Annotated in this window: 25 protein-coding genes; 15 read left to right on the top strand and 10 right to left on the bottom strand. The window is 68.1% G+C overall.

The genetic code is table 11. From position 1 onward, the window contains the following. The first annotated feature begins 199 nt into the window (after window positions 1-199). The 9 genes from JI752_RS07380 to hslU all read left to right on the top strand — a co-directional run bounded on the left by JI752_RS07380 (window position 200) and on the right by hslU (window position 8,119). Window positions 200-2,338 carry a S9 family peptidase gene (locus tag JI752_RS07380; protein ID WP_216961351.1) on the top strand — a complete coding sequence of 713 codons (2,139 nt, stop codon included), beginning with the start codon at window positions 200-202 and terminating at the stop codon, window positions 2,336-2,338. A gap of 136 nt (window positions 2,339-2,474) precedes the next feature. Then, window positions 2,475-2,891 (top strand): YbaN family protein, encoded by a 417-nt coding sequence (locus JI752_RS07375; RefSeq protein ID WP_216961349.1) that lies wholly within the window; start codon window positions 2,475-2,477, stop codon window positions 2,889-2,891. A 36-nt stretch (window positions 2,892-2,927) separates the two neighbouring features. After that, complete coding sequence (locus JI752_RS07370; RefSeq protein WP_216961346.1) at window positions 2,928-3,188, top strand: lipoprotein; 261 nt, start codon at window positions 2,928-2,930, stop codon at window positions 3,186-3,188. After that, window positions 3,185-4,030 (top strand): diaminopimelate epimerase, encoded by an 846-nt coding sequence (dapF, locus tag JI752_RS07365; protein WP_254200223.1) that lies wholly within the window; start codon window positions 3,185-3,187, stop codon window positions 4,028-4,030. The genes JI752_RS07370 and dapF overlap by 4 nt, the downstream gene beginning before the upstream one ends. Beyond that, window positions 4,023-4,697 carry a DUF484 family protein gene (locus tag JI752_RS07360; RefSeq protein ID WP_216961343.1) on the top strand — a complete coding sequence of 225 codons (675 nt, stop codon included), beginning with the start codon at window positions 4,023-4,025 and terminating at the stop codon, window positions 4,695-4,697. Before dapF ends, JI752_RS07360 begins: the two co-directional genes overlap by 8 nt. Window positions 4,698-4,807: 110 nt before the next feature. After that, complete coding sequence (gene xerC, locus JI752_RS07355; RefSeq protein WP_254200459.1) at window positions 4,808-5,644, top strand: tyrosine recombinase XerC; 837 nt, start codon at window positions 4,808-4,810, stop codon at window positions 5,642-5,644. A 136-nt stretch (window positions 5,645-5,780) separates the two neighbouring features. Beyond that, complete coding sequence (locus JI752_RS07350; protein ID WP_216961337.1) at window positions 5,781-5,981, top strand: DUF3079 domain-containing protein; 201 nt, start codon at window positions 5,781-5,783, stop codon at window positions 5,979-5,981. A gap of 114 nt (window positions 5,982-6,095) precedes the next feature. Beyond that, window positions 6,096-6,647, top strand: coding sequence for an ATP-dependent protease subunit HslV (gene hslV, locus JI752_RS07345; RefSeq protein WP_158982858.1), 552 nt, complete (start codon window positions 6,096-6,098; stop codon window positions 6,645-6,647). Between the two features lie 83 nt (window positions 6,648-6,730). Beyond that, window positions 6,731-8,119: an ATP-dependent protease ATPase subunit HslU gene (hslU, locus tag JI752_RS07340; protein ID WP_305799223.1), complete on the top strand. Its 1,389-nt coding sequence runs from the start codon at window positions 6,731-6,733 to the stop codon at window positions 8,117-8,119. Between the two features lie 135 nt (window positions 8,120-8,254). Here the strand turns inward: hslU and JI752_RS07335 are convergent, their stop codons facing one another. From JI752_RS07335 to JI752_RS07300, 8 genes are all read right to left on the bottom strand, one after another. Further along, window positions 8,255-8,701: an OsmC family protein gene (locus JI752_RS07335; protein ID WP_216961335.1), complete on the bottom strand. Its 447-nt coding sequence runs from the start codon at window positions 8,699-8,701 to the stop codon at window positions 8,255-8,257. Between the two features lie 46 nt (window positions 8,702-8,747). Next, window positions 8,748-9,812, bottom strand: coding sequence for a hypothetical protein (locus JI752_RS07330; RefSeq protein WP_216961334.1), 1,065 nt, complete (start codon window positions 9,810-9,812; stop codon window positions 8,748-8,750). A 41-nt stretch (window positions 9,813-9,853) separates the two neighbouring features. Then, entirely contained in the window at window positions 9,854-10,561 is a 708-nt protein-coding gene (locus JI752_RS07325; RefSeq protein ID WP_216961332.1) for a helix-turn-helix domain-containing protein, read from the bottom strand. Between the two features lie 91 nt (window positions 10,562-10,652). Further along, window positions 10,653-11,063, bottom strand: a complete 411-nt coding sequence (locus JI752_RS07320) for a DUF5655 domain-containing protein (RefSeq protein ID WP_216961330.1) — start codon at window positions 11,061-11,063, stop codon at window positions 10,653-10,655. Between the two features lie 4 nt (window positions 11,064-11,067). Further along, window positions 11,068-11,523 (bottom strand): nucleoside deaminase, encoded by a 456-nt coding sequence (locus JI752_RS07315; protein WP_216961328.1) that lies wholly within the window; start codon window positions 11,521-11,523, stop codon window positions 11,068-11,070. Continuing rightward, entirely contained in the window at window positions 11,520-12,005 is a 486-nt protein-coding gene (locus tag JI752_RS07310) for a GNAT family N-acetyltransferase (protein WP_216961326.1), read from the bottom strand. The genes JI752_RS07315 and JI752_RS07310 overlap by 4 nt, the downstream gene beginning before the upstream one ends. 24 nt (window positions 12,006-12,029) lie before the next feature. After that, window positions 12,030-13,118, bottom strand: coding sequence for an HlyD family secretion protein (locus JI752_RS07305; protein ID WP_216961322.1), 1,089 nt, complete (start codon window positions 13,116-13,118; stop codon window positions 12,030-12,032). Beyond that, on the bottom strand, window positions 13,115-14,773 hold the full coding sequence (locus JI752_RS07300) for an MFS transporter (protein ID WP_216961320.1): 1,659 nt from the start codon (window positions 14,771-14,773) through the stop codon (window positions 13,115-13,117). Before JI752_RS07300 ends, JI752_RS07305 begins: the two co-directional genes overlap by 4 nt. 97 nt (window positions 14,774-14,870) lie before the next feature. Between JI752_RS07300 and ubiE the strand changes: the two genes are divergently transcribed. Next, the gene (gene ubiE / locus JI752_RS07295) at window positions 14,871-15,644 is read left to right on the top strand and encodes a bifunctional demethylmenaquinone methyltransferase/2-methoxy-6-polyprenyl-1,4-benzoquinol methylase UbiE (RefSeq protein ID WP_216961317.1); all 774 of its coding nucleotides are present in this window, start codon (window positions 14,871-14,873) and stop codon (window positions 15,642-15,644) included. Window positions 15,645-15,720: 76 nt separating this feature from the next. Here ubiE and JI752_RS07290 read toward each other — a convergent pair whose 3' ends face one another. Continuing rightward, window positions 15,721-16,026 carry a putative quinol monooxygenase gene (locus JI752_RS07290; protein WP_216961314.1) on the bottom strand — a complete coding sequence of 102 codons (306 nt, stop codon included), beginning with the start codon at window positions 16,024-16,026 and terminating at the stop codon, window positions 15,721-15,723. A gap of 292 nt (window positions 16,027-16,318) precedes the next feature. Between JI752_RS07290 and JI752_RS07285 the strand changes: the two genes are divergently transcribed. The 5 genes from JI752_RS07285 to JI752_RS07265 all read left to right on the top strand — a co-directional run bounded on the left by JI752_RS07285 (window position 16,319) and on the right by JI752_RS07265 (window position 21,351). Further along, window positions 16,319-18,259 (top strand): M1 family metallopeptidase, encoded by a 1,941-nt coding sequence (locus JI752_RS07285; protein WP_216961312.1) that lies wholly within the window; start codon window positions 16,319-16,321, stop codon window positions 18,257-18,259. A 66-nt stretch (window positions 18,260-18,325) separates the two neighbouring features. Further along, window positions 18,326-19,294 (top strand): alpha/beta hydrolase, encoded by a 969-nt coding sequence (locus JI752_RS07280; protein WP_254200221.1) that lies wholly within the window; start codon window positions 18,326-18,328, stop codon window positions 19,292-19,294. After that, window positions 19,291-20,016, top strand: coding sequence for a hypothetical protein (locus JI752_RS07275; RefSeq protein WP_216961307.1), 726 nt, complete (start codon window positions 19,291-19,293; stop codon window positions 20,014-20,016). Before JI752_RS07280 ends, JI752_RS07275 begins: the two co-directional genes overlap by 4 nt. After that, window positions 20,007-20,699: a hypothetical protein gene (locus tag JI752_RS07270; protein ID WP_216961305.1), complete on the top strand. Its 693-nt coding sequence runs from the start codon at window positions 20,007-20,009 to the stop codon at window positions 20,697-20,699. Before JI752_RS07275 ends, JI752_RS07270 begins: the two co-directional genes overlap by 10 nt. A 184-nt stretch (window positions 20,700-20,883) precedes the next feature. Then, on the top strand, window positions 20,884-21,351 hold the full coding sequence (locus JI752_RS07265; RefSeq protein WP_216961302.1) for a YbaK/EbsC family protein: 468 nt from the start codon (window positions 20,884-20,886) through the stop codon (window positions 21,349-21,351). A gap of 96 nt (window positions 21,352-21,447) precedes the next feature. On the opposite strand, the gene JI752_RS07260 is transcribed toward JI752_RS07265, so the two are convergent. After that, complete coding sequence (locus JI752_RS07260; protein ID WP_216961299.1) at window positions 21,448-22,380, bottom strand: carbohydrate kinase family protein; 933 nt, start codon at window positions 22,378-22,380, stop codon at window positions 21,448-21,450. Between the last annotated feature and the right edge of the window lie 183 nt (window positions 22,381-22,563).

Here is a 22,563-nt window from a genome sequence, read left to right as displayed (position 1 = left end):
GGGGCGAAGCCGCGCAGCGGCGAGCTCGGCGCTGACGCGCCTCACCACCCCCTCCCAACCCGCGGCCAGCGGGCACAGCCCGATGGCGTTCGCCGGGACGCGCGCCAGTGGCGCGCAAGCAGTCCTGCCTCTCCCCATGCAATCAGGGGGAGGGGTTCCAAGAGCCGCACGTTGTCATTGGCACAACCGGACCCCATCCATGAAACCGACCCATCTCCTGCTTTCGGCCCTGATCATGAGCACCACCGCCCCCAGCCTCGCCGCCACCGCCCCCCCGCCCGATGCGGCGAAGAAGCCTCACATCGTCAAGGCCCCGTTCGGCGCGCAGCGCGAGGACGAGTACTACTGGCTGCGCGACGACGAGCGCAAGAATCCCGACATGCTGGCGTACCTCAACGCCGAGAACGCCTACGTCGACGCGGTGATGGCACCGCTGAAGCCGCTGGAGAACAAGCTGTACGAAGAGATCGTCGGCCGCATCAAGCAGGACGACGCCTCCGTGCCGTACCGCGAGCGCGGCCACTGGTACTACAGCCGCTTCGAGACCGGCCAGGACTACCCGATCTACGCGCGCCGCGCGGGCGACATGAACGCCACCGAGCAGGTGCTGCTCGACGTCAACGTCATGGCCAAGGGCAAGGACTACTTCAACGTCGGCGACTGGGAAGTCAGCCAGGACAACAAGATCCTCGCCTGGGCCGACGACGCCGTGGGCCGCCGCCAGTACGTCATCCGCTTCAAGAACCTGGAAACCGGCGAGGTCTACCCCGACGAGATCAAGGGCGTCTCGCCCAACCTGGTCTGGGCCGACGACAACAAGACGCTGTTCTACGTCGAGAACGATCCGGAAACCCTGCTCACCGTGCGCGTGAAGAAGCACGTGCTCGGCACGCCCACCTCGCAGGACGTGCTGGTGTACGAGGAGAAGGACGACAGCTTCTACATGGGCATCGATCGCTCGCGCGACGACAAGTTCATCTGCATCGGCGTGGAAAGCACCGTCTCGAGCGAGATGCGCTGCGCGCCGGCCGCGAACCCGGACAAGTTCACCGTGCTCGCGCCGCGCGAGCGCGACGTGGAATACCAGGCCGATCACCTCGACGGACGCTGGGTGATCCGCACCAACGAAGGCAGCGCGAAGAACTTCAAGCTGATGACCGCGCCGTCGGATGCCACCTCGCGCAAGCAGTGGAAGGACTGGGTGGCGCACCGCGACGACGTGTTCATCGAAGGCTTCGAGCTGTTCGACGGCTTCACCACCATCGCCGAACGTTCCGACGCGCTGGAGCGCCTGCGCGTGCTGAAGAAGGACGGCAAGGAGGAGTACGTCAAGGCCGACGAGCCGGCATATTCGATGGGCCTGTCGGTCAATTCCGAACACGACACGCCGTGGCTGCGCTACAGCTACACCTCGCTGACCACGCCGGGCACGACGTACGAAGTGAACGTCGAAACCGGCGAGCGCAAGCTGCTCAAGCGCGAACCCGTCATCGGCTACGACCCGGAGAGGTACGTCACGCAGCGCGTGTGGGCGACCGCGCGCGACGGCGTGAAGATCCCGGTGTCGCTGGTGTATCGCAAGGGCTTCGAGAAGGACGGCAAGGCCGCGATGCTGCAATACGCCTACGGCAGCTACGGCTCCTCCACCGATCCGCGCTTCAACGGTCCGGTGGTGAGCCTGCTCGATCGCGGCATGGTGTACGCCATCGCCCACATCCGCGGCGGCCAGGAAATGGGCCGCAAGTGGTACGACGACGGCAAGCTGTTCCACAAGAAGAACACCTTCACCGACTTCATCGACGTCACCCACGACCTGGTGAAGCAGGGCTATGCAGCGAAGGATCGCGTCGCGGCGTACGGCGGCAGCGCCGGTGGCCTGCTGATGGGCGCGATCGCCAACATGGCGCCGGACACGTACCGCGTGATCCTCTCGCAGGTGCCGTTCGTGGACGTGGTGACGACGATGCTCGATCCGACCATCCCGCTCACCACGAACGAATACGACGAGTGGGGCAACCCGGAAAAGAAGGACTACTACGACTACATGCTGTCGTATTCGCCGTACGACAACCTGTCCAGGCAGGCGTATCCGGCGATGTTCATCGGCACCGGCCTGTGGGATTCGCAGGTGCAGTACTGGGAGCCGGCCAAGTACGTCGCGCGCCTGCGTGACGTGGACACCTCCGACAACACCGTCGTGTTCCGCACCAACATGGACGCCGGCCATGGCGGCAAGTCGGGCCGTTTCCGCCGCTATCGCGAGCTGTCGGAGATGTATGCGTTCATGCTCGACCAGCTGGGCCTGGCCGCGGCGCCTGCGGCGACTGCTTCGAAGTAAGCCCGGCAGTGCCGAGCGTTAAGCCCCTCTCCCGCCGGGAGAGGGGTTGGGGTGAGGGCCGGGGCGTGCGGTGAGGCGCCGCTCGCCACATGCCGCTACTGCTTTCGCAAAGCCCCCGGAACGTCAAGACCACCACGTGACTACCCCGCTTCCATCGCCCACGCCACGCCCCAAAGCCCGCTTCCGCTGGGCCTGGTGGCTGCTCGCCTACGCCAGCCTCGCGCTGGGCGTGATCGGGATCGTCGTCCCCGGGCTTCCGACCGTGCCGTTCGTGCTGCTGTCGGCCTTCGCCGCCGCGCGCGGTTCGCGGAAGCTGCACGACTGGCTGCTCGCGCATCGCCAGTTCGGGCCGATGATCCGCGACTGGGAGGCGCACGGCGCCGTTTCGCGGCGCGCCAAGCGCCTGGCGGTGTCGATGATGGCCGTCTGCGCGGTGATCATGTTCCTCACCGCGCCGCGCTGGTGGATGGCCGCGACCGGCACCGGAATCATGGCCGTGGTCGCAGTCTGGCTGTGGCGACGCCCGGAACCGCCGCCGCATCCGCGTGCCTGAGGTTCCATCGCGCGCGCCCCGGGCTACACTTCGGGCATGAATCCCGTCCGCCTGCTCGCCGCCGTTTCCCTGCTTGCCCTGCCGCTGCTGTTGTCGGCGTGCGGCAACAAGGGCCCCCTGATCCTGCCGCCGAAGGTCCCCGTGGACACGCAGGTCGGTGCGGCGCCGGCACAGGAAATCGGCGACGCCAGCGACGCCATCGACGAAACGCCCAAGGCCGACGCCACCAACGCCGAATCGGACCTGGACGACGACGACTCCGATCCGCCGGAAAACACCGACACGCCGCGCTCATGACCCTGCGTTTCACCAAGATGCACGGCGCGGGCAACGACTTCGTCGTGCTCGACCTGCGCGGCGATACGCCGCCGCCTTCGCCCGAGGTATGCCGCGCGCTGGCCGACCGCCACACCGGCGTGGGCTGCGACCAGATCCTCACCGTCGAACGCGCCGACAACGGTGCCGCCGCGCGTTACCGCATCTGGAATGCCGACGGTTCCTCGTCGCAGCAGTGCGGCAACGGCGCGCGCTGCATCGCCGCGTGGGTGATGCGCGACGCGCAATCGCGCGGCGAAGCGCTGAGCGGCGAGTTCGTCCTCGACAGCCCCGTCGGCGCGCATGCCGTCACGCGCCTGGACGGCGGCGGCTATCGCATCGAAATGGGCCTGCCGCGCTTCGCGCCGGCCAGCATCCCGCTGCGCGGCTTCGAAGGCGCGCAGGACGAATACGTGCTGTACCACGACGACTCGGTATTCACCTTCGGCGCGGTGTCGATGGGCAACCCGCACGCGGTGATCGAGGTCGACGACGTGGATCACGCGCCAGTGCAAGCCGTCGCGCCCCTGCTGCAATCGCATCCGGCCTTTCCGGAATCGGTGAACGTCGGCTTCGCGCAGGTCGAATCGCGCGATCGCATCCGCCTGCGCGTGTACGAGCGCGGCGTCGGCGAGACGCTGGCCTGCGGCAGCGGCGCCTGCGCCGCGGCGGCGGTGCTGATGCGGCGCGGACGCGTGGATCGCGAGGTCACCGTCGCGCTGCCAGGCGGCGAACTGCGCATCGCCTGGCCTGCGGACGATGCCCCGTTGACGATGTCCGGGCCGGCTGCGTTCGTCTTCGAAGGAGAGTGGACTCATGACTGACACGCTGGAAAAGCTCGGCGCCCACGAAGTCGCCGCCTGGCTGCGCCGGCACCCGCGCTTCCTGCAGCAGTTCCCCGACCTCGCGTTGAGCCTGGTCGTCCCGCGCGAGGAAGGTTCGGCATCGTCGCTGGCGAGCTATCAGCTGGAAGTGCTGCGCGACAAGAACCGCGAGCTTTCGCGCCGCCTCCAGGAACTGTTCGTCAACGCGCAGGAGAACGAGCGCCTGTCGGTGCGCACGCACCAGCTCACGCTGGCGCTGATGCGCCAGGGCAGCGCCGCCGACACGCTGCGCGCGATGGCCGCCAGCCTCGCCGAAGACTTCAACGGCGATCTGGTGCGGCTGGTGGTGTTCCGTCCGATCGACGGCCTGGGCGATACCGACTGGCTGCAGGTCATCGCGCAGGACGATGCGCGCCTGCATCCGTTCCGCGACTGCCTGGCCGACGGCGAACCGCTGTGCGGCCGTCTGCAGCCGGAGAAGCACGCGCTGCTGTACGGCGTTCGCGCGGAGGAAGTGCAGTCCACCGCGCTGTTGCCGCTGCCGGGCGTGGGCCTGGTGGCGGTGGGCAGTCGCGATGCGAACCGCTTCTTCCCCGGCATGGGCACATTGTTCCTGCGCATGATGGGCGAATCGCTCGCCACCGCGCTCAAGCGCTTCCCGGGCTGATGCCGCGCGCGCGCGCCGGCGCGGTGTCGCTTCCACCGGATGCACCGGACGAGGCGCCGCGCGTGGCGCAGATCGAGGACTACCTCGCACATCTGCAGGTCGAACGCCGCATGTCCGCGCACACGCTCGATGCGTACCGGCGCGATCTGCTCGCGCTCGCACAGTGGGCGCAGCGCGAAGGCAGCGAGGTGACATCGCTGCATGGCGAGCAGATCCGCGGCTTCGTCGCCGCCGAACACCGCCGCGGCCTGTCGCCCAAGAGCCTGCAACGGCGGCTTTCCGCATGCCGCAGTTTCTATGCCTGGCTGGTGAAGCAGGGGCGCATCGCAGCGAGCCCGGCCGCGTCGATCCGTTCGCCCAAGGCACCGCGCAAATTGCCGCAGGTGCTCGATCCCGACGAAGCCAAGGCATTGGTCGAAGTGCCGACCGATGCGCCGCTGGGCCTGCGCGATCGCGCGCTGCTGGAACTGTTCTATTCCTCGGGCCTGCGTCTGTCGGAACTGTGCGCGCTGCGCTGGCGCGACCTCGACCTGGCCGATGCGCTGGTCACCGTGCTCGGCAAAGGAAGCAAGCAGCGCAGCGTGCCGCTGGGTTCGCATGCGCGTAACGCATTGGGCGAATGGCGCGCGTCCACGGGCGCGGGCAACGACGCACCGGTGTTTCCCGGTCGCGGCGGCGCGCCGATCACGCCGCGCGCGGTGCAGTTGCGGCTGCGTCATCTGGCGCAGCAGCAGGGATTGTTCAAGCGCGTGCATCCGCACCTGCTGCGGCATTCCTTCGCCAGCCACATCCTGGAATCCTCCGGCGACCTGCGTGGCGTGCAGGAGCTGCTCGGCCACGCCGACATCGCCACCACGCAGATCTACACCCACCTGGACTACCAGCACCTGGCCAAGGTGTACGACGCCGCGCACCCGCGTGCCCGCCGCAAGACCGGCGAAGGCTGAACGCTTTCCGTACCGACCGCTCTCGCGAGGCCTCCTGGAGAGGGTCCAGGAACTTTTCTGATTCGTCTCAAATCTCCCGCCGGGCCTCGTCCGTAGCTTTGCTTGCACGGGCAAATATCCAGTGGAGACCCGGGCCATGGCGAAGAACTTCCCCCTGAATCCCAAACACCCCGAGCGCATCTGCTGGGGCTGCGACCGCTACTGCCCGGCGCAATCGCTGGCCTGCGGCAACGGCTCCGGACGCGTCATGCACCCGGCCGAATCGCAGGGCGAACACTGGTACGAGGAGTGGGGCATCGAGCCCTCCCCGGACAATCCACGCATGGCGTTGCTCTAGGCATTCGGTCGCGCGCGTGCGTCTTCACGCATGCGCATCGGCATCGTCGCGCAACCCGCCGGCTTGAACCCGCCCGTCCATGCCCCCACCCACTGGGAATCCCCCGGAGGTCGCATGGATCCGAGTCAGAACCCCAACGTTTTCCACGCCACGACCATCGTGTCGGTGCGCCGCGACGGTCGCGTCGCGGTCGCCGGCGACGGTCAGGTCACCCTTGGCCACACGGTGATGAAGGCCAACGCACGCAAGGTGCGACGACTTGGCCGCGACGGCCAGGTGCTGGCCGGTTTCGCCGGCGCCGCCGCCGATGCCTTCACCCTGTTCGAATTGTTCGAAGCCAAGCTGGAGAAGCATGGCCAGCTCACGCGTGCAGCGGTGGAACTGGCCAAGGATTGGCGCACCGAGCGACGCCTGGGCAAGCTCGAAGCGCTGCTCGCGGTCGCCGACAGGGAAACCTCGCTGATCATCAGCGGCACGGGCGACGTGATCGAGCCCGAGGACGGCATCATCGCCATCGGTTCCGGCGGCATGTACGCACTGTCCGCCGCGCGCGCGCTGATCGCGCATACCCAGCTGGACGCACGCACCATCGCCACCGAGGCGATCAACATCGCCGGCGACGTGTGCATCTACACGAACCGCAACGTGGTGGTGGAAGAACTGTAGAGCCGGGATTAGGGATTCGGGATTCGAAGCCCGTCCCGCCTTGCTTTTGCGAATCCCCACTCCCGAATCCCGAATCCCGAAAAATGCCCATCAAGCCTGATAACTCCAACGCCACCATGACGCCGCGCGAGATCGTGCAGGAGCTGGATCGACACATCGTCGGCCAGCATTCGGCCAAGCGCGCGGTCGCGATCGCCCTGCGCAACCGCTGGCGCCGCATGCAGCTGCCGGCCGAGCTGCGCAACGAGGTCATGCCCAAGAACATCCTGATGATCGGCCCGACCGGCGTGGGCAAGACCGAGATCGCACGCCGCCTGGCGACGCTGGCCAACGCGCCGTTCGTGAAGGTGGAAGCCACGCGCTTCACCGAGGTCGGCTACGTCGGCAAGGACGTGGAGCAGATCGTGCGCGACCTGGCCGACACGGCGGTGAAGCTGTATCGCGAGCAGGCCAAGCACCGCGTGCGCACGCAGGCCGAAGAGCGCGCCGAGGAGCGCATCCTCGATGCGCTGCTGCCGCGCCGCCAGGGTGCGACGACCGTGTTCGGTTTCAATGCCGAAGAAGCGGCGAAGGACGAACCCTCGTCGCAGGAGAACGAAACCCGCGCCAAGCTGCGCAAGCAGCTGCGCAGCGGCGCGCTGGACGACCGCGAGATCGAGATCGAGACGGCGGTGAACGTCGGCGTCGACATCATGGCGCCGCCCGGCATGGAGGAAATGGGCCAGCAGCTGCGGCAGATGTTCTCGCAGGTGGCCGGAGCGAAGACGCACAAGAAGACGTTGCCGATCCGCACCGCGCGTTCGCAGCTGACGGAAGAGGAAGCCGGCAAGCTGGTCAACGAAGACGAAGTGCGCGAGGCCGCCATCGAGGCCTGCGAACAGCACGGCATCGTCTTCATCGACGAGATCGACAAGGTCGCCAAGCGCACCGAAGCGGGCCTGAGCGGCGGCGACGTCAGCCGCGAAGGCGTGCAGCGCGATCTGCTGCCGCTGGTGGAAGGCTCCACCGTGAGCACCAAGTACGGCCCGGTGAAGACCGACCACATCCTGTTCATCGCGTCGGGCGCGTTCCATCTGGCCAAGCCGAGCGATCTCATCCCCGAATTGCAGGGCCGCTTCCCGATCCGCGTGGAACTGAGCGCGCTGCGCAAGGACGACTTCGTGCGCATCCTCACCGAGCCCAAGGCCGCGCTGACGACGCAGTACATCGAACTGCTGCGCACCGAAGGCGTAGGCCTGGAATTCACGCCGGACGCGGTGGAGCGCCTGGCGGAAATCGCAGCGCAGGTGAACGAGCGCCAGGAAAACATCGGCGCGCGTCGCCTGCACACGGTGCTGGAGCGTCTGCTCGATGTACTCAGTTATGAGGCGCCGGATCGCGACGGACAGGCGGTGCGCATCGACCGCGCCTACGTCGACCAGCACCTGGGCGAGCTGGTGCAGGATCCGGATCTGAGCCGGTACATTCTGTAAGCCCAAACTCCACGAATGCTCCCTCCCCTGCGCGCAGGTGGGGAGGGGTGGCGAAGCCGCATCGCGGCGAGCTCGGCGCTGACGCGCCTCGACCCCCTCCCAACCTCCCCCTGCAAGCAGGGGGAGGGGCTGTAATCAGCGCGGCTCCACCGCAACCACCGTCTTCACCGAGCTCGCGATGAAGCAATTGCGATGCGCGGACTCGTGCAGCTTCTTGAGCTCTTCCGCGCTCGGCGCCTGGTCGGCGAACACGATGCGCGGACGCAGCGTCACATGCGTGACCGCCGCGCGTCCTTCGTCGTTCTTGCCCAGCGTGCCGACCGCATCGTCCTCGTAGGCATCGACGGTCCAGCCCTTCTTCGCCGCGATCGCGAGCGCCGTCAGCATGTGGCACGACGACAGCGCCGCGACCAGCATCTCCTCCGGATCCACGCCCTGCGCGCTGCCGAAGTAGGCCGGCGCCGCCGAGCCGGTGATGCGTTGCCCGCGTTCGAAACGCACCTCGTGATCGCGCGGGTAATGCTCGTAGTCGAACGGCTGGCCGTTGCGGGTCCAGCGGATCGAGGCGAGGTGTTCGGACATGGCGGCGGCTTCCGTGTGGGCGGGCCGCCACCATGCCACAGCGCGCTCAGCGGGCGACAGGATCGGCGTGCGCACCTGCGGCCTTGCGCCGGCGCGTGTCCTCGATGAGCTGATCGCGCGCGGCCTGTTGCAGGCGCTCGATGCTCACCTTGTCCGGCGATTCGCCCAGCCGCGCGGTGAGGTCGGCGACGACGCGCTTGTTGGCGTACGTATGCGGCGAATCCATGTCGTCGCTCTGCGCGGAGATGAACGAGCCCAGGCGCTTGGCGCTGACTTCGCGCGCTTGCGCCAGTTCGACCAGCTTGGCGCGGTATTCCAGTTCCCACGAGGCCATGCCGGGGAACGCGTTCTGGTCGGCGAAGTGCTGCGTTTCGTGGCCGAGGAACACGACGCGGAACGCTTCGCTGTCGAGGCCTTCGCTGTAGCTGGGCACCACGGCGTACAGCGCTTCGGCGGTCGCCCAGCCACCGGCGGAGCCGCGCTCGCAACGGCCGTACGACGTCCAGCCGCGGCTGACCCAGTCGTCCAGCAGCTCCACCTTCACGGTGTACGGGCCTTCCGGCAGTTCCACGTTGTACGGACGGGTGTCCTGCTTGCGCCACATCATCAGCTCGCGCAGCGGCAGGGTGCGGCCCAGTTGCGCGCGGTAGCCGTGCGCGAGCAGCTGGCCTTGCAGGATCGGTTCCAGCGCGTCCATGTCCTTCGCGCCCGCAGCATCGGCGCCGATGCGCTTGCGCAGGGTTTCCAGCAGTTTTCCTTCCAGTGCCGCGCGCTGCGACGGCGACTTCATCGCGTGCCACCAGTAGTCCTGGTAATCGTGCAGCACGCCGCGGGCGAAGTCGTCGGTGATGGCGTCGGTGGCGAACACCGGCGCATCCGCGTGGCGCGCCAGCATGCAGGCCCGGTAGACGGCGTCCTTGCCGCGGAAGCCGTCGATGGGCGATTCGCGCAGTGCGCGCACGGCGCGCGGGCCATCGCCCTGCAGGATCGCGTTGGTGGACTCGGCGATCGCGGCGGTCGCGGCCGGCGTGGACGTTTCAGGCTCGGCGGCGTACGCGGCCGGCAACAGTGCGGCGAGGAACAGTGGGGCGATGCGGATGGCGTGGGGCATGGGGAATCCGTTCGGTCGACGGCCGGCGGCCGTCTTCACGCTCATTGCAGCGCGGGGCGGGGCGGGGCGTCTTGAACGCATTTGATCTGCCCCCGCAACCGCGACGGCGTGGCGCCGGTGGCGGCGCGCAGCGTCCGGCTGAGGTGTGCCTGGTCGGCGAATCCGGCGAGCGCGGCGATGTCGGCCAGTGCCAGGCCATCGGCCAGCAGGCGCAGAGCGCGGCGGCAGCGCAGTTCGCGGCGCAACAACTGAGGCGGCATTCCGTGCGAAACCGCGAACACGCGCGAGGCATGCGCGGCCGAGACACCCGCGCGGCGCGCCAGCGTGGCGACGTCCAGCTCGCCCAGCTCCAGCTCCCGCAGGAACTCCGCCTGCCACGCATGCAGCTCGGGCGCGCGCACCGGCGTGCACGCGGCGATGAGTTCGCCCAGCCGCTGCGGCGCATCGGTGAACACCGCCCGTGCTTGCCTTGCGTCCGGTACGCGCAGCACGCGCAGCGTGTCCGGCGCGGCGGCATCGGCCAGGTCGAGGTTCGCCACCGTCGCGCCGAGCCGCCCGAAGCGGTTGCCGTGCGCATGCCAGCGCGGGTGCAGGACCAGCGTGCCGGGTTCGCAGGCGATGGGGCCGTCGGGGCTGGCCTCGACGTGGCTGCCGTCGATCACCAGTGCCGCGTACGCGCCGCCGTGCCGGTGCGTGCCGAGCACGTCGCGGGCGTCATGGCGGGTTTCGAAACCGGCGTGGGCGTGCATGCGGGAATCCTGAGGGACGCGGGACGGAACGGGCCAGTGGCGGAAGTCAGCCCGTCCTGGGATGCACGAGCGCGGCGCCGGGTTGAAACCCTCAGCCGGCGGCGAACTGCCAGGCCGCGCGCAGGCAGGGTTCGATGGCGCGCAGGTCGGCCGCATCGCGCAGCTTCGCGACCTGCTGCACGCGGCCGCGTTCATCGCGCGCGGTCTTGAAGAACTGCGGGTGGTCGAACTCGCGGTCCAGCTGCAACGCCAGGCGCAACGCGTCCTTCATGAACACCACGTCGGCGAAGATGCGCGTGGTGCGCAGCAGCGCGTAGCGATCCTTGTGCACGATCTCGACGTCGCCGTAGCCGTGCACCGTGCGTTCCAGTTCCTCGTACAGCGCCACGAGTGCCGCCGGCTTGTTCGCCAGCATCGCCGCGCGGTCGCCCGTGCCGCAGCTGTGCTTCACGTTGGCGCGGTTGAAGACGCGACCGCAGTTCGGGCAGGACCACGCCGGCATGCGCTCAATCCTCGCCGATGTCCTCGTTCCACACGTCCGGGTTCGCGGCGATGTAATCGCCGAGCATGCCGATGCACTGCGCGTCTTCCAGGTCGATCACCTTGACGCCGTTCTCGCGCAGCCAGTCGATGCCGCCGCGGAAGTTCACCGATTCGCCCACCACCACCGTGCCGATGTTGAACTGGCGCACCAGTCCGCTGCAGTACCAACACGGCGCCAGCGTGGTGACCATGATGGTGTCGCGGTAGCGGCGCTGGCGGCCGGCCTTGCGGAAGGCGTCGGTTTCGCCGTGCACCGACGGGTCGTTCTCCTGGATGCGGCGGTTGTGGCCGCAGCCGAGCAGGCGGCCGTCGTCGTGGTACAGCGCCGCGCCGATCGGAATGCCGCCTTCGGCCAGCCCCTTGCGGGCTTCCTCGACGGCGGTGGCGAGCAGGGCGCGGTAGTCGGGCGTGTGGATCATGCGGAAGCTCCAGCGGCACGCAGCATGTCGATGTGCGCGATGCCGTCGTCGAGGTAGGGTTCGGAAGACGGCACGAAACCGTGCCGCGCGTAATAGTGCTGCAGATGCGCCTGCGCGCCGATCTGCACGTCGCAGCCGGGCCAGCGCGCTTGGATCTGCGCCAGCGCCTGATGCACCAGCGGATCGCCGAGGCCGCGGCCGCGCCAGGCCGGCGCGGTGAGCACGCGGCCGAAGCTCACCTGCGGGTAGCTCAGGCCCGGCGCGAGGATGCGCAGGTAGGCGGCGATGGCGCCGTCGTCGTCGGTCGCGAACACATGCACCGTGTCCGGATGCGTGTCCTTGCCGTCGGGATCCAGGTACACGCACTGCTGCTCGACGACGAACACTTCCGAACGCAGCTTGAGCAGCGCGTACAGCGTGCCGGCGTCGAGTTCGCGGAACAGGCGGGCCTGCCAGCGCAGGGCGTTGAGCGGAGCGGTCATGCGCGCATGATGCCAGCGCGCGCCTCAGCGGTCGCCCGACGTGTCGATGCTCACCACCACCGACATGCCCGGATGCAACCGCGCCGCCGGTGCCTGGTCGGCGTCGATGGACACCTTCACCGGGATGCGCTGGGCGATCTTGACGAAATTGCCGGTGGCGTTGTCGGGCGGGAGCACGCTGAACTCCGAGCCGGTGGCGGGCGAGATCTCCTCCACGCGTCCACGCAGGCGCGCGCCGCCCAGTGCGTCGACGCTGAACGTCACCGGCTGGCCGATGCGCACGTGCTCCATCTGCGTTTCCTTCATGTTGGCCACCACCCACATGCGTTCGGGCACCAGCGCCATCAACTGCGTGCCGGGATTGACGAACGCGCCCAGCCGCACCTGCACCTGGCCGAGCTGGCCGTCGCGCGGTGCGCGAACCTGGGTGTTGTCCAGGTCGATGCGCGCCAGCTGCAACGCCGCCTCCGCATTGGCGACCGCCGCCTCCAGCACCGCCATGTTCACCGACACGCTGCGCACGCTCTGGCGCGCGATCTCCACGCCGGCCAGCGCCTCGCTCACGCCGGCCTGCGCCTGCGTGCTGGCCGCGCGGGCCTGGTCGCGATCGGCCTGCGAGAGCAGCTGCTGCTTCGCCAGCGGATCGATGCGGCGCAGGTCGGCCTGGGTCTTCTGCGCCAGCGCCTGCGCGTTGCGCACGGCGGCGTCGCTTTGCACCACGGACGCCTCCGCGCTGCGCCGCGCCTGGGTCGCGTTGGCCAGCGCCGCGCGTTCGCTTTGCAGCCGCGCCTGCGCCTGCTCCAAACGTTGCCGGTAGATGCGGTCGTCGATCTGCACCAGCAGCTGGCCGCGCCGCACATGGTCGAAATCCTGCACCGCGACCTTGGTGATGTAACCGCCGAGCTGCGGCGAAATGATCGTCACCTGGCCGCGCACCATCGCGTTCTCTGTGCTCTGGATGGCGCTGCGGAACGGCGGCAGGCGCCAGGCGTAGAGCACGACGAGCACGCCTGCCAGGGCAACGCCGGCGAAGGCCGCCATCTGCCAGCGCCGCCGGCGCCGGCGCGAGGCGGACGGGTCGGGCGCGGCGGGAGTTGGAGCGGGTGTGTTCATGGAGCGGCAGTGGCGGCGGGCGTGGAGGGGGAGGCGGCACGGGCGGCGGCGCGGTCGCGCTGCAGCAGGCGCAGGCGATGCACGAGCATCCAGACCAGCGTGAGCAGCGCGATCGCGGCGATCGCCATGAAGACATCGTTGTAGGCCAGCACGTTGGCCTCGCGTGAAGCGGCCGCGCCGAGCGCCCGCACGCCTTGCTGGTTCAACAGGGCCGGGTCGGTGATGGCCCGCGAATACGCCGACGCGCCGGCCTGCACGCGTGCGGCCACCAGCGGGTCCTGCAACGTGAGGGGCTCGACGAGCTGGCTGGAGTGGAACTTCTCGCGCACCGTCTGGAACGTGCCCAGCGCCGCCGTGCCCATCAGCCCGCCCAGGTTCTGCGCCATGCCGAACAGCACGACGAAGGTGATCAGGTTGCGCGGCTGGCCGATGACCTGGCCCATGCCCAGCACCATGGCCGGGCCGAGGAAGTAGGTGCTGCCGAAGCCGATCAGGAACTGGCTCAGCATCATGTTCTGCGGGCGCGTGAGGTTGGTGGACTGCGCATCCAGCAGTGCGCCGATGGCGATGCAGGCCAGCGCGATGGAGGAGGGGATGATCATCCGGTTGGGGCGGATGGTGATCGCGCTGGCGACGATGCCCGCCGCACAGCCCAGCGCCACCATCGCGAACAGGCTGTGCATCTGGTCGTTGTTCAACCCCAGTGCCTGCATGAAGCCCACCGCGCCGGTGCTCTGCTCCGACAACGCGAAGCGGATCAGCAGCACGGACACGCCCAGCCGCACCATCGTCCCGCTCGCCAGCCAGCGCGTGTTGATGAGCGGGTTCGCGCGGAAATGCTCCACCGCGATGGCCGCGGTCAGCAGCACGATCGAACCGGCCAGGGCCCAGCCGATCCAGGGCGCATCGAACCACCAGTCGATGCGCCCCAGCGACAACACTGCGCACAGCAGCGCGATGCCCGGCGCGAACAAGGCCAGGGTGAGGAAGTCGGTCTTCTCGAACACTTTCATGCGGTCGCTCGGCGGCAACCGCAGCATCAGCACGCCGCCGAGCGAAATCAGCGCCAGCCCCAGCTCGAACAGGTACAGGCCGCGCCATTCGCCGAACTCCAGCAGCTCGGCCGAGAAAATCCGCGCCAGCGGCGTGGCCAGCTGCGCCACGCCGATGCCCACCACCAGCCCGCGCAGCCGGTGCGCGGCCGGGAAGGCCTGCATCATGTAGTACAGGCCCAGCGTGCTCAGCGCCGCGCCGGCAATGCCGTGCGCCGCACGCACCGCGATCGCCGAGCCCAGCCCGTGCACGAACAGATGCGCGAAGGTCAGCAGCACGTACAGGCCCAGGAACACTTCGGTGAACAGACGCAGGCCGAACTGCTGGCGGAACTTCACCAGCAGCAAATTCGCCGATACGTTGGTCATCACGTAGGCGGCGGGCAGCCACTGGACCTCGGCCGAGGTCGCGCCGATCGCGCCCTGCAGGTTCAGCAGGTTGGCCGTGACCAGCGCATTGCCCAGCCCGCCCGTGATGGCGACCAGGAAGCCGACCAGGCCGAAGGCCACGCGGCGCGCCGGCGTGTGCAGCGGGGTCGAGGGCGATCCGGGCAGCGTCGGCCGCTCGTGCGGCAGCCAGTCGCGCGGCGCGTAACGGCTCATGGGCGCGGTGGTCCTCCCTGGGCGCGGGGCCGGCGGGGACGCCTCGATGCGCGCGGCCGGTGGGGCGCAGTTTGGCACGGGGTGCGATAATCGCCGCATGAACGATCCCAGCCAGAAGCAAGACGCCAACTCCGGCACGACCCACTTCGGTTTCCGCGACGTGCCCACGGGCGAGAAGCAGAAGCTCGTCGGCGAGGTGTTCTCGTCGGTCGCGCGCAACTACGACCTGATGAACGACCTGATGTCGCTGGGCGTCCACCGCGTTTGGAAGCGCTACTTCGTCGGCACGGCGCAGGTGAAGCGCGGCGACCGCGTGCTCGACCTGGCCGGCGGCACGGGCGACATCGCGCTGCTGCTGCGCGACCGCGTGGGCGCATCGGGCAGCATCGTGCTGGGCGACATCAACGGCGCGATGCTGCGCACCGGGCGCGACCGCATGACCGACATGGGCAAGGTTGGCGGTTTCGAATACGTGCAGATGAACGCCGAGAAGCTGCCGTTCCCGGACGGCACGTTCGACCTGGTGACGATCGCCTTCGGCCTGCGCAACGTCACCGACAAGGACGCCGCCCTGCGCGAGATGAACCGCGTGCTGAAGGTCGGCGGCCAGGCGCGCGTGCTGGAGTTCTCGGAAGTGAAGGCCGACTGGTTCAAGCCGATCTACGACTTCCATTCCTTCCAGGTGCTGCCGCGCCTGGGCAAGCTGTTCGCCAACGACGCCGACAGCTACCAGTACCTCGCCGAAAGCATCCGCAAGCACCCGCCGCAGGACGAGCTGAAATCGATGATGCAGGCGGCGGGCTTCGCGCGTTGCGATTACCGCAATCTGTCGGCGGGGATCGTGGCGATCCATACCGGGTACAAGGTGTAAGCCGTCATGTTCCTTTCGGACCCGAGGTAGCCGGATTTCGGCGGAGTCGGGCCCGGAAGGATCGGAGCTGTTCTGCCTACGGGGCGCGAGTCAGCGGAACGAAGGGCTGGATGTCGATGTCCCCCTCGACGAGCTCGGGGGCCCGGCCGAGGAACGCCTGGAGGTGCGCAGTAGCGAGGTGGGCGTCGAAGGCCTCCTGGCTCGCCCAGACCTCGTAGACCATCCACAGGTCCGCGTCCTGCGTCGAGCGATGCAACTCATAGACGATTGATCCGGGCTCTGCTCTGGACGGCGCTACCAGCGCCATGAACGCAGCGCCAAGTTCTTCCGATCGGTTCGCCTTGGCGCGAGCGGTGGCGGCGATGGCGATGAGGTGGGTCACGGTGCCTTCCTTACGATCTCGACGAAGGGGCGCAGGCTAGTCTCTGCCGCCGTGCCGTGCAGTTGGTTATTTTCCCCGCATGTCGCGCCCCAAAGGGACCGCTGCGTCCGAGTGGGCAGGGCGTTGGTTTTGCCTAAGGTCCGACACTGCCGGTTTGGCGCCTGGCCGGGAATGGGAAGAGTGAATACGGCATCGGCTGCCGTACGGCATGCCGCAAGACCGCCGCGGTCCTGCCGTGAGCCCTCCCGGAGGCGCTAAACTCGGCCGCTCACCCGCCAGAACGGTTCCACGCATGCGTTATTCGATCCTGACCCTGTGCCTCGCCGCTGCCCTTGCCGCCGGTTGTTCGCGCGATGCCGCGCCGCCCGCCGACACCGCCAACAAGGATGCCGCCGTGACCGCCGCCGCCGACCAGAAGAACGTCGCCGAAGTGGACGAGTACTCGTACTCCGAACCCGACAAGGTCCGCATCAACGACCTCGCACTGGAACTCAAGGTCGATTTCGACAAGAAGGAACTCGGCGGCAGCGCGACCTACACGCTGGACTGGCTCGATCCGAAGGCGACGCAGCTCATCCTGGACACGCGCGACATCACCGTCGAGAAGGTCGTCGGCGAGCGCAGCGACGGCAAGTGGGAAGACCTGAAGTTCACGGTCGCCGACAAGGACAAGGTGCTCGGCAACAAGTTCACCATCGAATCGCCGCAGCGCAATGCGCGCATCCGCGTGACCTACCACACCTCGCCGGAAGCCTCGGGCCTGCAGTGGCTCACGCCGGAGATGACGCAGGGCAAGAAGACGCCCTTCATGTTCAGCCAGTCGCAGCAGATCCACGCGCGTTCGTGGGTGCCGTTGCAGGACACGCCGCGCGTGCGCTTCACCTACACCGCGCACGTGACCTCGCCGCAGGACGCGATGGTGCTGATGAGCGCCGACAACGATCCCAAGGCCGCGCGCGATGGCGACTACAGCTTCAAGATGCCGCAGAAGATCCCGTCGTACCTGCTGGCGATCGCCGCGGGCGACCTCACGTTCCAGCCGATCAGCGAGCGCGCCGGCGTGTGGGCCGAGCCGGGCATGGTGAAGAAGGCCGCCGCCGAGTTCGCCGACACAGACAAGATGATGCAGACGGCCGAACGCCTGTACGGTCCGTACCGCTGGGAGCGTTACGACATCCTCGTGCTGCCGCCGTCGTTCCCGTACGGCGGCATGGAGAACCCGCGCCTGACGTTCGCCACGCCGACGGTGATCGTGGGCGACAAGTCGCTGGTCTCGCTGGTGGCGCATGAACTCGCGCACAGCTGGTCGGGCAACCTGGTGACGTTCTCCACGCCGAAGGACAGCTGGCTCAACGAAGGCTTCACCAGCTACGTCGAGAACCGCATCGTCGAGGACCTGTACGGCAAGGAAGCGGCCGACATGGAGAAGGTGATCTCGCGTAACGAGCTGGCCGCCGAGTACAAGGAGCTGGATCCCAAGCTGCAGGTGATGGCGCTGCGACCGGGCACGCTGTCCGATCCGGACGGCCAGAGCAGCTCGACCGTCTACACCAAGGGCGCGTGGTTCCTGCAATTCCTGGAAGAGCGCTACGGTCGCGAAGCGTTCGATCCGTTCCTGAAGGAATACTTCAACCACTTCGCGTTCCAGTCGATCCCGACCACGACGTTCATCGAGTACGCCAAGGCCAACCTGCTCGCCAAGTACCCGGGCAAGGTCACCGAAGCCGAGCTCGACCAGTGGATCTACGAGCCGGGCGTGCCGGACAGCGCGCCGAAGACCGTGTCGCCGCGCTTCGACGCGGTGGATGCCGCGCGCAAGGCGTGGCTGGACGGCGGCACGCTGCCGACATCGGGCGCGACGGCGAAGTGGAGCACGCAGGAGTGGGTGCACTTCATCGACGGCATGCCGCAGACGCTCAAGCCCGAGCAGCTGGCTGCGCTGGATGCGGCGTTCAAGTTCACCGGCACGCCGAACGGCGAGATCGCGCAGCGCTGGTACCCGCTGGCGGTGCGCAGCGGCTACACGCAGGCGAACGCGGCAGCGGCGGAGTTCATCAGCCGCGTCGGCCGTCGCAAGCTGATAATGCCGACCTACGTCGAACTGGTGAAGACGCCCGAAGGCCTGAAGCTGGCCGAGGACACCTTCGCCAAGGCGCGTGCGGGCTACCACCCGATCACGACGCAGTCGGTGGAAGAGACGATCGCCAAGGCGAAGCAGCCGGCGAAGTCGTAAGCGGCTCGAAGCCGTGCGTTTGCCCCTCCCCCTGCTCGCAGGGGGAGGATGGGAGGGAGGTCGCGCTTGCGCCGTCGAACGCTGCGTACATTCGCCATCGTCCTTCTCGCGTTGCTGCTCGCCGCCGCCGCGTTCCTCTGGCGCAACCCCTACGCCCTCATCAGCGGCGACTTCACGCGTCAGCGCGTCATCGCCGGCCTGTCGAAGGCGAGCGTGCAGATCGGCGAGGAACGTTGGGTCTACGCCTACAGCGACGACGCGCCGGCCGATGCACCCACCGTTGTGATGCTGCACGGATTCACCGGCAGCAAGGAGAACTGGTATTCCGTCGCGCGCAGGCTGCGCGGGAAGTACCGACTCGTCATTCCCGATCTGCCCGGCTGGGGCGAAAGCCGGCGCATCGAGCGCGCGGACTACGGCTTCCTCGCCCAGAGCGAACGCGTCGCGCGCTTCATCGATACCGTGTCGCCGGAGCGCAGCGTCGTGCTGCTGGGGCATTCGATGGGCGGTGGCATCGCCGCGCTCACGGCCGCGCGGCATCCGGGGAAGGTCGCGCGCGTGGGGTTGATCGACGCGGCCGGCGTGCGCTTCGCCGACAACCGCTTCGGCCTGGACGTGTTGGCCGGACGAAATCCGTTCGGCGTCAGCGATGCACGCACGCTCGAACGCTACCTGGACACGGTGTTCTTCGACGATGCAGCCAAGCCGGTGATCCCGTGGCCGGTGGATCGCATCTACATCGAACGCCGCCGGGCGGACGCGGCCTTCGAGCAGCACGTGCTCGATCGCATCGGCCGCGGCAGCGAGCGCTTCCTGCCCGGCGAAGACGCCGCGCGCATCCGCCAGCCGACGCTGCTGCTATGGTGCCGCCAGGACGCGGTGATCGACGCCAGCGCACTGGAGCTGTACGCCCGACGCATTCCGCAGGCGCAACGCGTCATGCTCGACGGCTGCGGCCACATGTCGATCCTGGAACAACCCGACGCGGTCGCTCGTGCGGTGATCGCGCTGATCGAACAAGGAACATCACGATGAAGCACGCTGCATTGCAGTTGTCCGTTCTCGCGCTCGCCGGCGCGCTCGTCGCGTGCCAGCCGGCGGCCGATCCCAAGGCCGAAGCCGCCGCACAGGCCGCCGCGCAGGAGCAGGCGGCCGAGGAAATGGCGAAGTCCTTCGAGACCGAATACGGAAAGCAGAACTGGGCGCTGGCACGCGCGCACGGCGACGTGCTCGCGGCGAAGTATCCCGCCAGTGCCGCGTTCGCCCGCATCGAAGCGCGGTATGGCGAGGTGAAGGACAAGGCCGCGCAGGAACGCGAGCAGCGCCGCACCGCCGCGTTGTGGACGTACCAGACGCAGCCGGTGGAGAAGGGCGAGCAGGTTTCGGCGTCGATCTACGCCAAGGATCACGTCGACACCGACGGCAGCGGCCCGCGTCCGGTGCAGCTGATCTTCCGCGACCGGCCCGACTGGGGCCGCAGCAGCTACCTCGTGCTGGAGAAGGGCGATTTCGACTGCTACGGCGGCTGCAAGGTGAAGCTGAAGGTCGACGATGCCGCGCCCAAGCCGGTGGACGCGAGCCGCCCGAAGACCGACGAGGCCATCGCCATGTTCATCGAGGACGAGAAGATGCTGTGGAAGACGGTCAAAGGCGCGAAGGTCATCGCGATCGAATTCCCGGTGAAGGCGGGTGGCACGCGCACGGCGGTGTTCGAAGTAGCTGGGCTGGATTCGTCGCGGATGCCGAAGTGGAACTGAGCAGGCGCAAGGCTTCGGCCAGTGCGCTGGGCCTGGCGCTGCTGCTCGTCGCGCTGGCCGGGTGCCGGGAGTCCGGACGATCCGCGGCGCCCGAGGACGTCGTGGCGGGGCTGCGCATTTCCGACGAGCCCGCGGTCCTGCCCGAAACCCGTGTGTCCGCGCCCGAGCCCGGCTCGCCGCGCGCGCAGGCGCTGGAGGCGATGGCAAAGGCCGAGAGGTTCGAGCTGTACTCGCTGCAACCGTGGCAGCCGCCTGCACCGGCGGGCCCCCCGCCCGCTTATGGCACGCCGCAGCGCGAGATCTTCGATCGCGAGCAGACCGCCGCGTGGCGACGCAGCGAGAAGGAGTGGTGCACGCGCGATGCGTGTCTGGATCGCAACAAGATCCTGGGCAGGACAGTCGTTGGTGCGGCGGATGCGGCGGCCGTTCGGGACGCGCTGCATGCGTCGTTGTCCAAGGTCCCCAGCTATGCGGCCGCTTGCATCCCCGAGTATCGCCATGCGATCGCTTTCCAGGCGCATGACCACCGCTACGAAGTCCTGCTTTGCTACGGCTGCGGGCAGGTCGGTATCGTCATCGATGGAGCCGTGGCGCTGGAAGCCGACCAGACCTACGATGGGCGACGAGAAGGCGTTGAACGCGATCCTGCAACGCGCCGGCATCGCGCTGGCGGCGTCGCGTGACGCGCGCGGCTGAAGGTCCGCGTCTCCACACTGCCTTACGCGCTGCATTCGTAAGCTCCTCCCCGATGCCGGCCATGTGCCGTGTATCGGGCGACGCGAGCACGGAAGCCCGCGCCGGTTCGCCAGCCGCATGCGACGCGATCGGATCGCAGTCGGCGCGGCATCGCATTGGGTGGAGGACGCCATGCTCTCCCCACGTCTGCACAATCTGCTGGACCAGGGCCAGGCGCCCTACACGACGCTGACGCACCCGCGCACCGTCACCGCGCACGAGACCGCATCGGCCACGCGCGTGGAGCCCAATCACTTCGCCAAGACGGTGATGATCAAGGCCGATGGACGGCTGGCGATGGTGGTGATGCCATCTGCGTATCGGGCCGATCTCTACCGCCTGTCGTTGGCGCTGGGCGGCGTGCCGGTGGAACTGGCCGAAGAGAGCGAGTTCCGCGAGGCGTTCTCCGACTGCGAGCCCGGCGCGATGCCGCCGTTCGGGCATCTGTACGGCATGCCGGTGTACGTCGATTCGCGCCTGGCGCACCAGGACGAGATCGCGTTCAACGCCGGCAACCACACCGAAGTGGTGCGCATGCCGTATCGCGAGTTCGAGCGCCTGGCCGCGCCGGAGATGCTCTGGCTGGCGCACATGATGTGACGCCGCTTCGCGGCGTCGGGATTTGGGATTGGAGATTCGGGATTCGAAGAAGCGCTGCTCTTGCGAATCCCGAATCCCGATTCTCGAATCCCGGCCTTACAGCGCGTAACCGAACTGCTGCTTGAACTGCTCGCTGAACTCGTCGAAGTCGAAGCGCTGGTTCTGCGTGCCCGGATGCTCGACCTTCAGCGCGCCCATCAGGTTGCCCATGCGGCCGATGGTGAGCCAGTCGTAGCCCTTCTCGATGCCGAAGATCAGGCCCGCGCGGAACGCGTCGCCGCAGCCGGTCGGATCGGTCACGCGGCGCTCGTGCGCCGGCGGGATGTCGAAGGTCTTCTCCGGCGTGTGGATCTGCGAGCCGTTCGGGCCGCGCGTGGTGATGTAGGCCTTCACCCGCTTGACGATGTCGCCCTCGCTCCAGCCGGTGCGTTCCTGCAGCAGGTTGGACTCGTAGTCGTTGACGGTGACGTACTGCGCCAGCTCGATGAAGTTGCGCAGCTCTTCGCCGTTGAACAACGGCATCGCCTGGCCCGGATCGAAGATGAAGGGGATGCCGGCGTCGGCGAATTCCTGCGCGTTCTGCAGCATGCCTTCGCGACCGTCGGGGCTGACGATGCCGAACGTCACGCCCTTCACGTCCTTAACGTGGTTCTCGTACGACCGCATCATCGCGCCCGGATGGAACGCGGTGATCTGGTTGTTGTCGTGGTCGGTGGTGATGAAGGCCTGCGGGGTGAACAGTTCCTGGATGATCTTGACGTGATCCAGCGGAATGCCCTGCTGCTCGAAGTGCTCGCGGTACGGACCGAAGTCCTGGCCGGCGGTGGCCATCGGGATCGGGTTGCCGCCCAGCAGCTTGAGGTTGTAGGCGATGTTGCCGGCGCAGCCGCCGAACTCGCGGCGCATCCGCGGCACGAGGAAGGACACATTCAGGATGTGCACCTTGTCCGGGAGGATGTGGTTCTTGAACTGGTCCGGGAACACCATGATGGTGTCGTAGGCCATGGATCCGCAGATCAGTGCAGACATCGGAAGTACCCAGGTCGAGGAGGCCGGCCGCGCAGGCGGCGTACGGCGGTTGCGAGAAAATCGCGGGAGGCGGCCCAGTGCCGCGCGGGCGCTAGGGTAGCCGCTGGGGGCGTCCACGGCCAGCCGCCGGGAGCGGCCCGCCACCGCGAACTGGCCTAGGACATATCCGAAAGGTGACTGAAG

The organism is Lysobacter sp. MMG2 (assembly GCF_016735495.2).
GTDB lineage: Bacteria > Pseudomonadota > Gammaproteobacteria > Xanthomonadales > Xanthomonadaceae > Lysobacter_J.
Note: the sequence above shows the minus strand (reverse complement) of the source record. Positions and strands in the feature narration are given on the sequence as shown.

Coding starts and splice junctions, on each gene's coding strand:
- JI752_RS07265 (WP_216961302.1), top strand. CDS start 20,884: ATGCTCTCCCCACGTCTGCACAATCTGCTGGACCAGGGCCAGGCGCCC.
- JI752_RS07315 (WP_216961328.1), bottom strand. CDS start 11,523: ATGATCCACACGCCCGACTACCGCGCCCTGCTCGCCACCGCCGTCGAG.
- JI752_RS07320 (WP_216961330.1), bottom strand. CDS start 11,063: ATGCCGGCGTGGTCCTGCCCGAACTGCGGTCGCGTCTTCAACCGCGCC.
- JI752_RS07310 (WP_216961326.1), bottom strand. CDS start 12,005: ATGACCGCTCCGCTCAACGCCCTGCGCTGGCAGGCCCGCCTGTTCCGC.
- JI752_RS07300 (WP_216961320.1), bottom strand. CDS start 14,773: ATGAGCCGTTACGCGCCGCGCGACTGGCTGCCGCACGAGCGGCCGACG.
- JI752_RS07275 (WP_216961307.1), top strand. CDS start 19,291: ATGAAGCACGCTGCATTGCAGTTGTCCGTTCTCGCGCTCGCCGGCGCG.
- ubiE (WP_216961317.1), top strand. CDS start 14,871: ATGAACGATCCCAGCCAGAAGCAAGACGCCAACTCCGGCACGACCCAC.
- JI752_RS07350 (WP_216961337.1), top strand. CDS start 5,781: ATGGCGAAGAACTTCCCCCTGAATCCCAAACACCCCGAGCGCATCTGC.
- JI752_RS07370 (WP_216961346.1), top strand. CDS start 2,928: ATGAATCCCGTCCGCCTGCTCGCCGCCGTTTCCCTGCTTGCCCTGCCG.
- dapF (WP_254200223.1), top strand. CDS start 3,185: ATGACCCTGCGTTTCACCAAGATGCACGGCGCGGGCAACGACTTCGTC.
- JI752_RS07260 (WP_216961299.1), bottom strand. CDS start 22,380: ATGTCTGCACTGATCTGCGGATCCATGGCCTACGACACCATCATGGTG.
- xerC (WP_254200459.1), top strand. CDS start 4,808: ATGTCCGCGCACACGCTCGATGCGTACCGGCGCGATCTGCTCGCGCTC.
- JI752_RS07285 (WP_216961312.1), top strand. CDS start 16,319: ATGCGTTATTCGATCCTGACCCTGTGCCTCGCCGCTGCCCTTGCCGCC.
- JI752_RS07380 (WP_216961351.1), top strand. CDS start 200: ATGAAACCGACCCATCTCCTGCTTTCGGCCCTGATCATGAGCACCACC.
- JI752_RS07330 (WP_216961334.1), bottom strand. CDS start 9,812: ATGCCCCACGCCATCCGCATCGCCCCACTGTTCCTCGCCGCACTGTTG.
- JI752_RS07305 (WP_216961322.1), bottom strand. CDS start 13,118: ATGAACACACCCGCTCCAACTCCCGCCGCGCCCGACCCGTCCGCCTCG.
- hslU (WP_305799223.1), top strand. CDS start 6,731: ATGCCCATCAAGCCTGATAACTCCAACGCCACCATGACGCCGCGCGAG.
- JI752_RS07325 (WP_216961332.1), bottom strand. CDS start 10,561: ATGCACGCCCACGCCGGTTTCGAAACCCGCCATGACGCCCGCGACGTG.
- JI752_RS07335 (WP_216961335.1), bottom strand. CDS start 8,701: ATGTCCGAACACCTCGCCTCGATCCGCTGGACCCGCAACGGCCAGCCG.
- JI752_RS07360 (WP_216961343.1), top strand. CDS start 4,023: ATGACTGACACGCTGGAAAAGCTCGGCGCCCACGAAGTCGCCGCCTGG.
- hslV (WP_158982858.1), top strand. CDS start 6,096: ATGGATCCGAGTCAGAACCCCAACGTTTTCCACGCCACGACCATCGTG.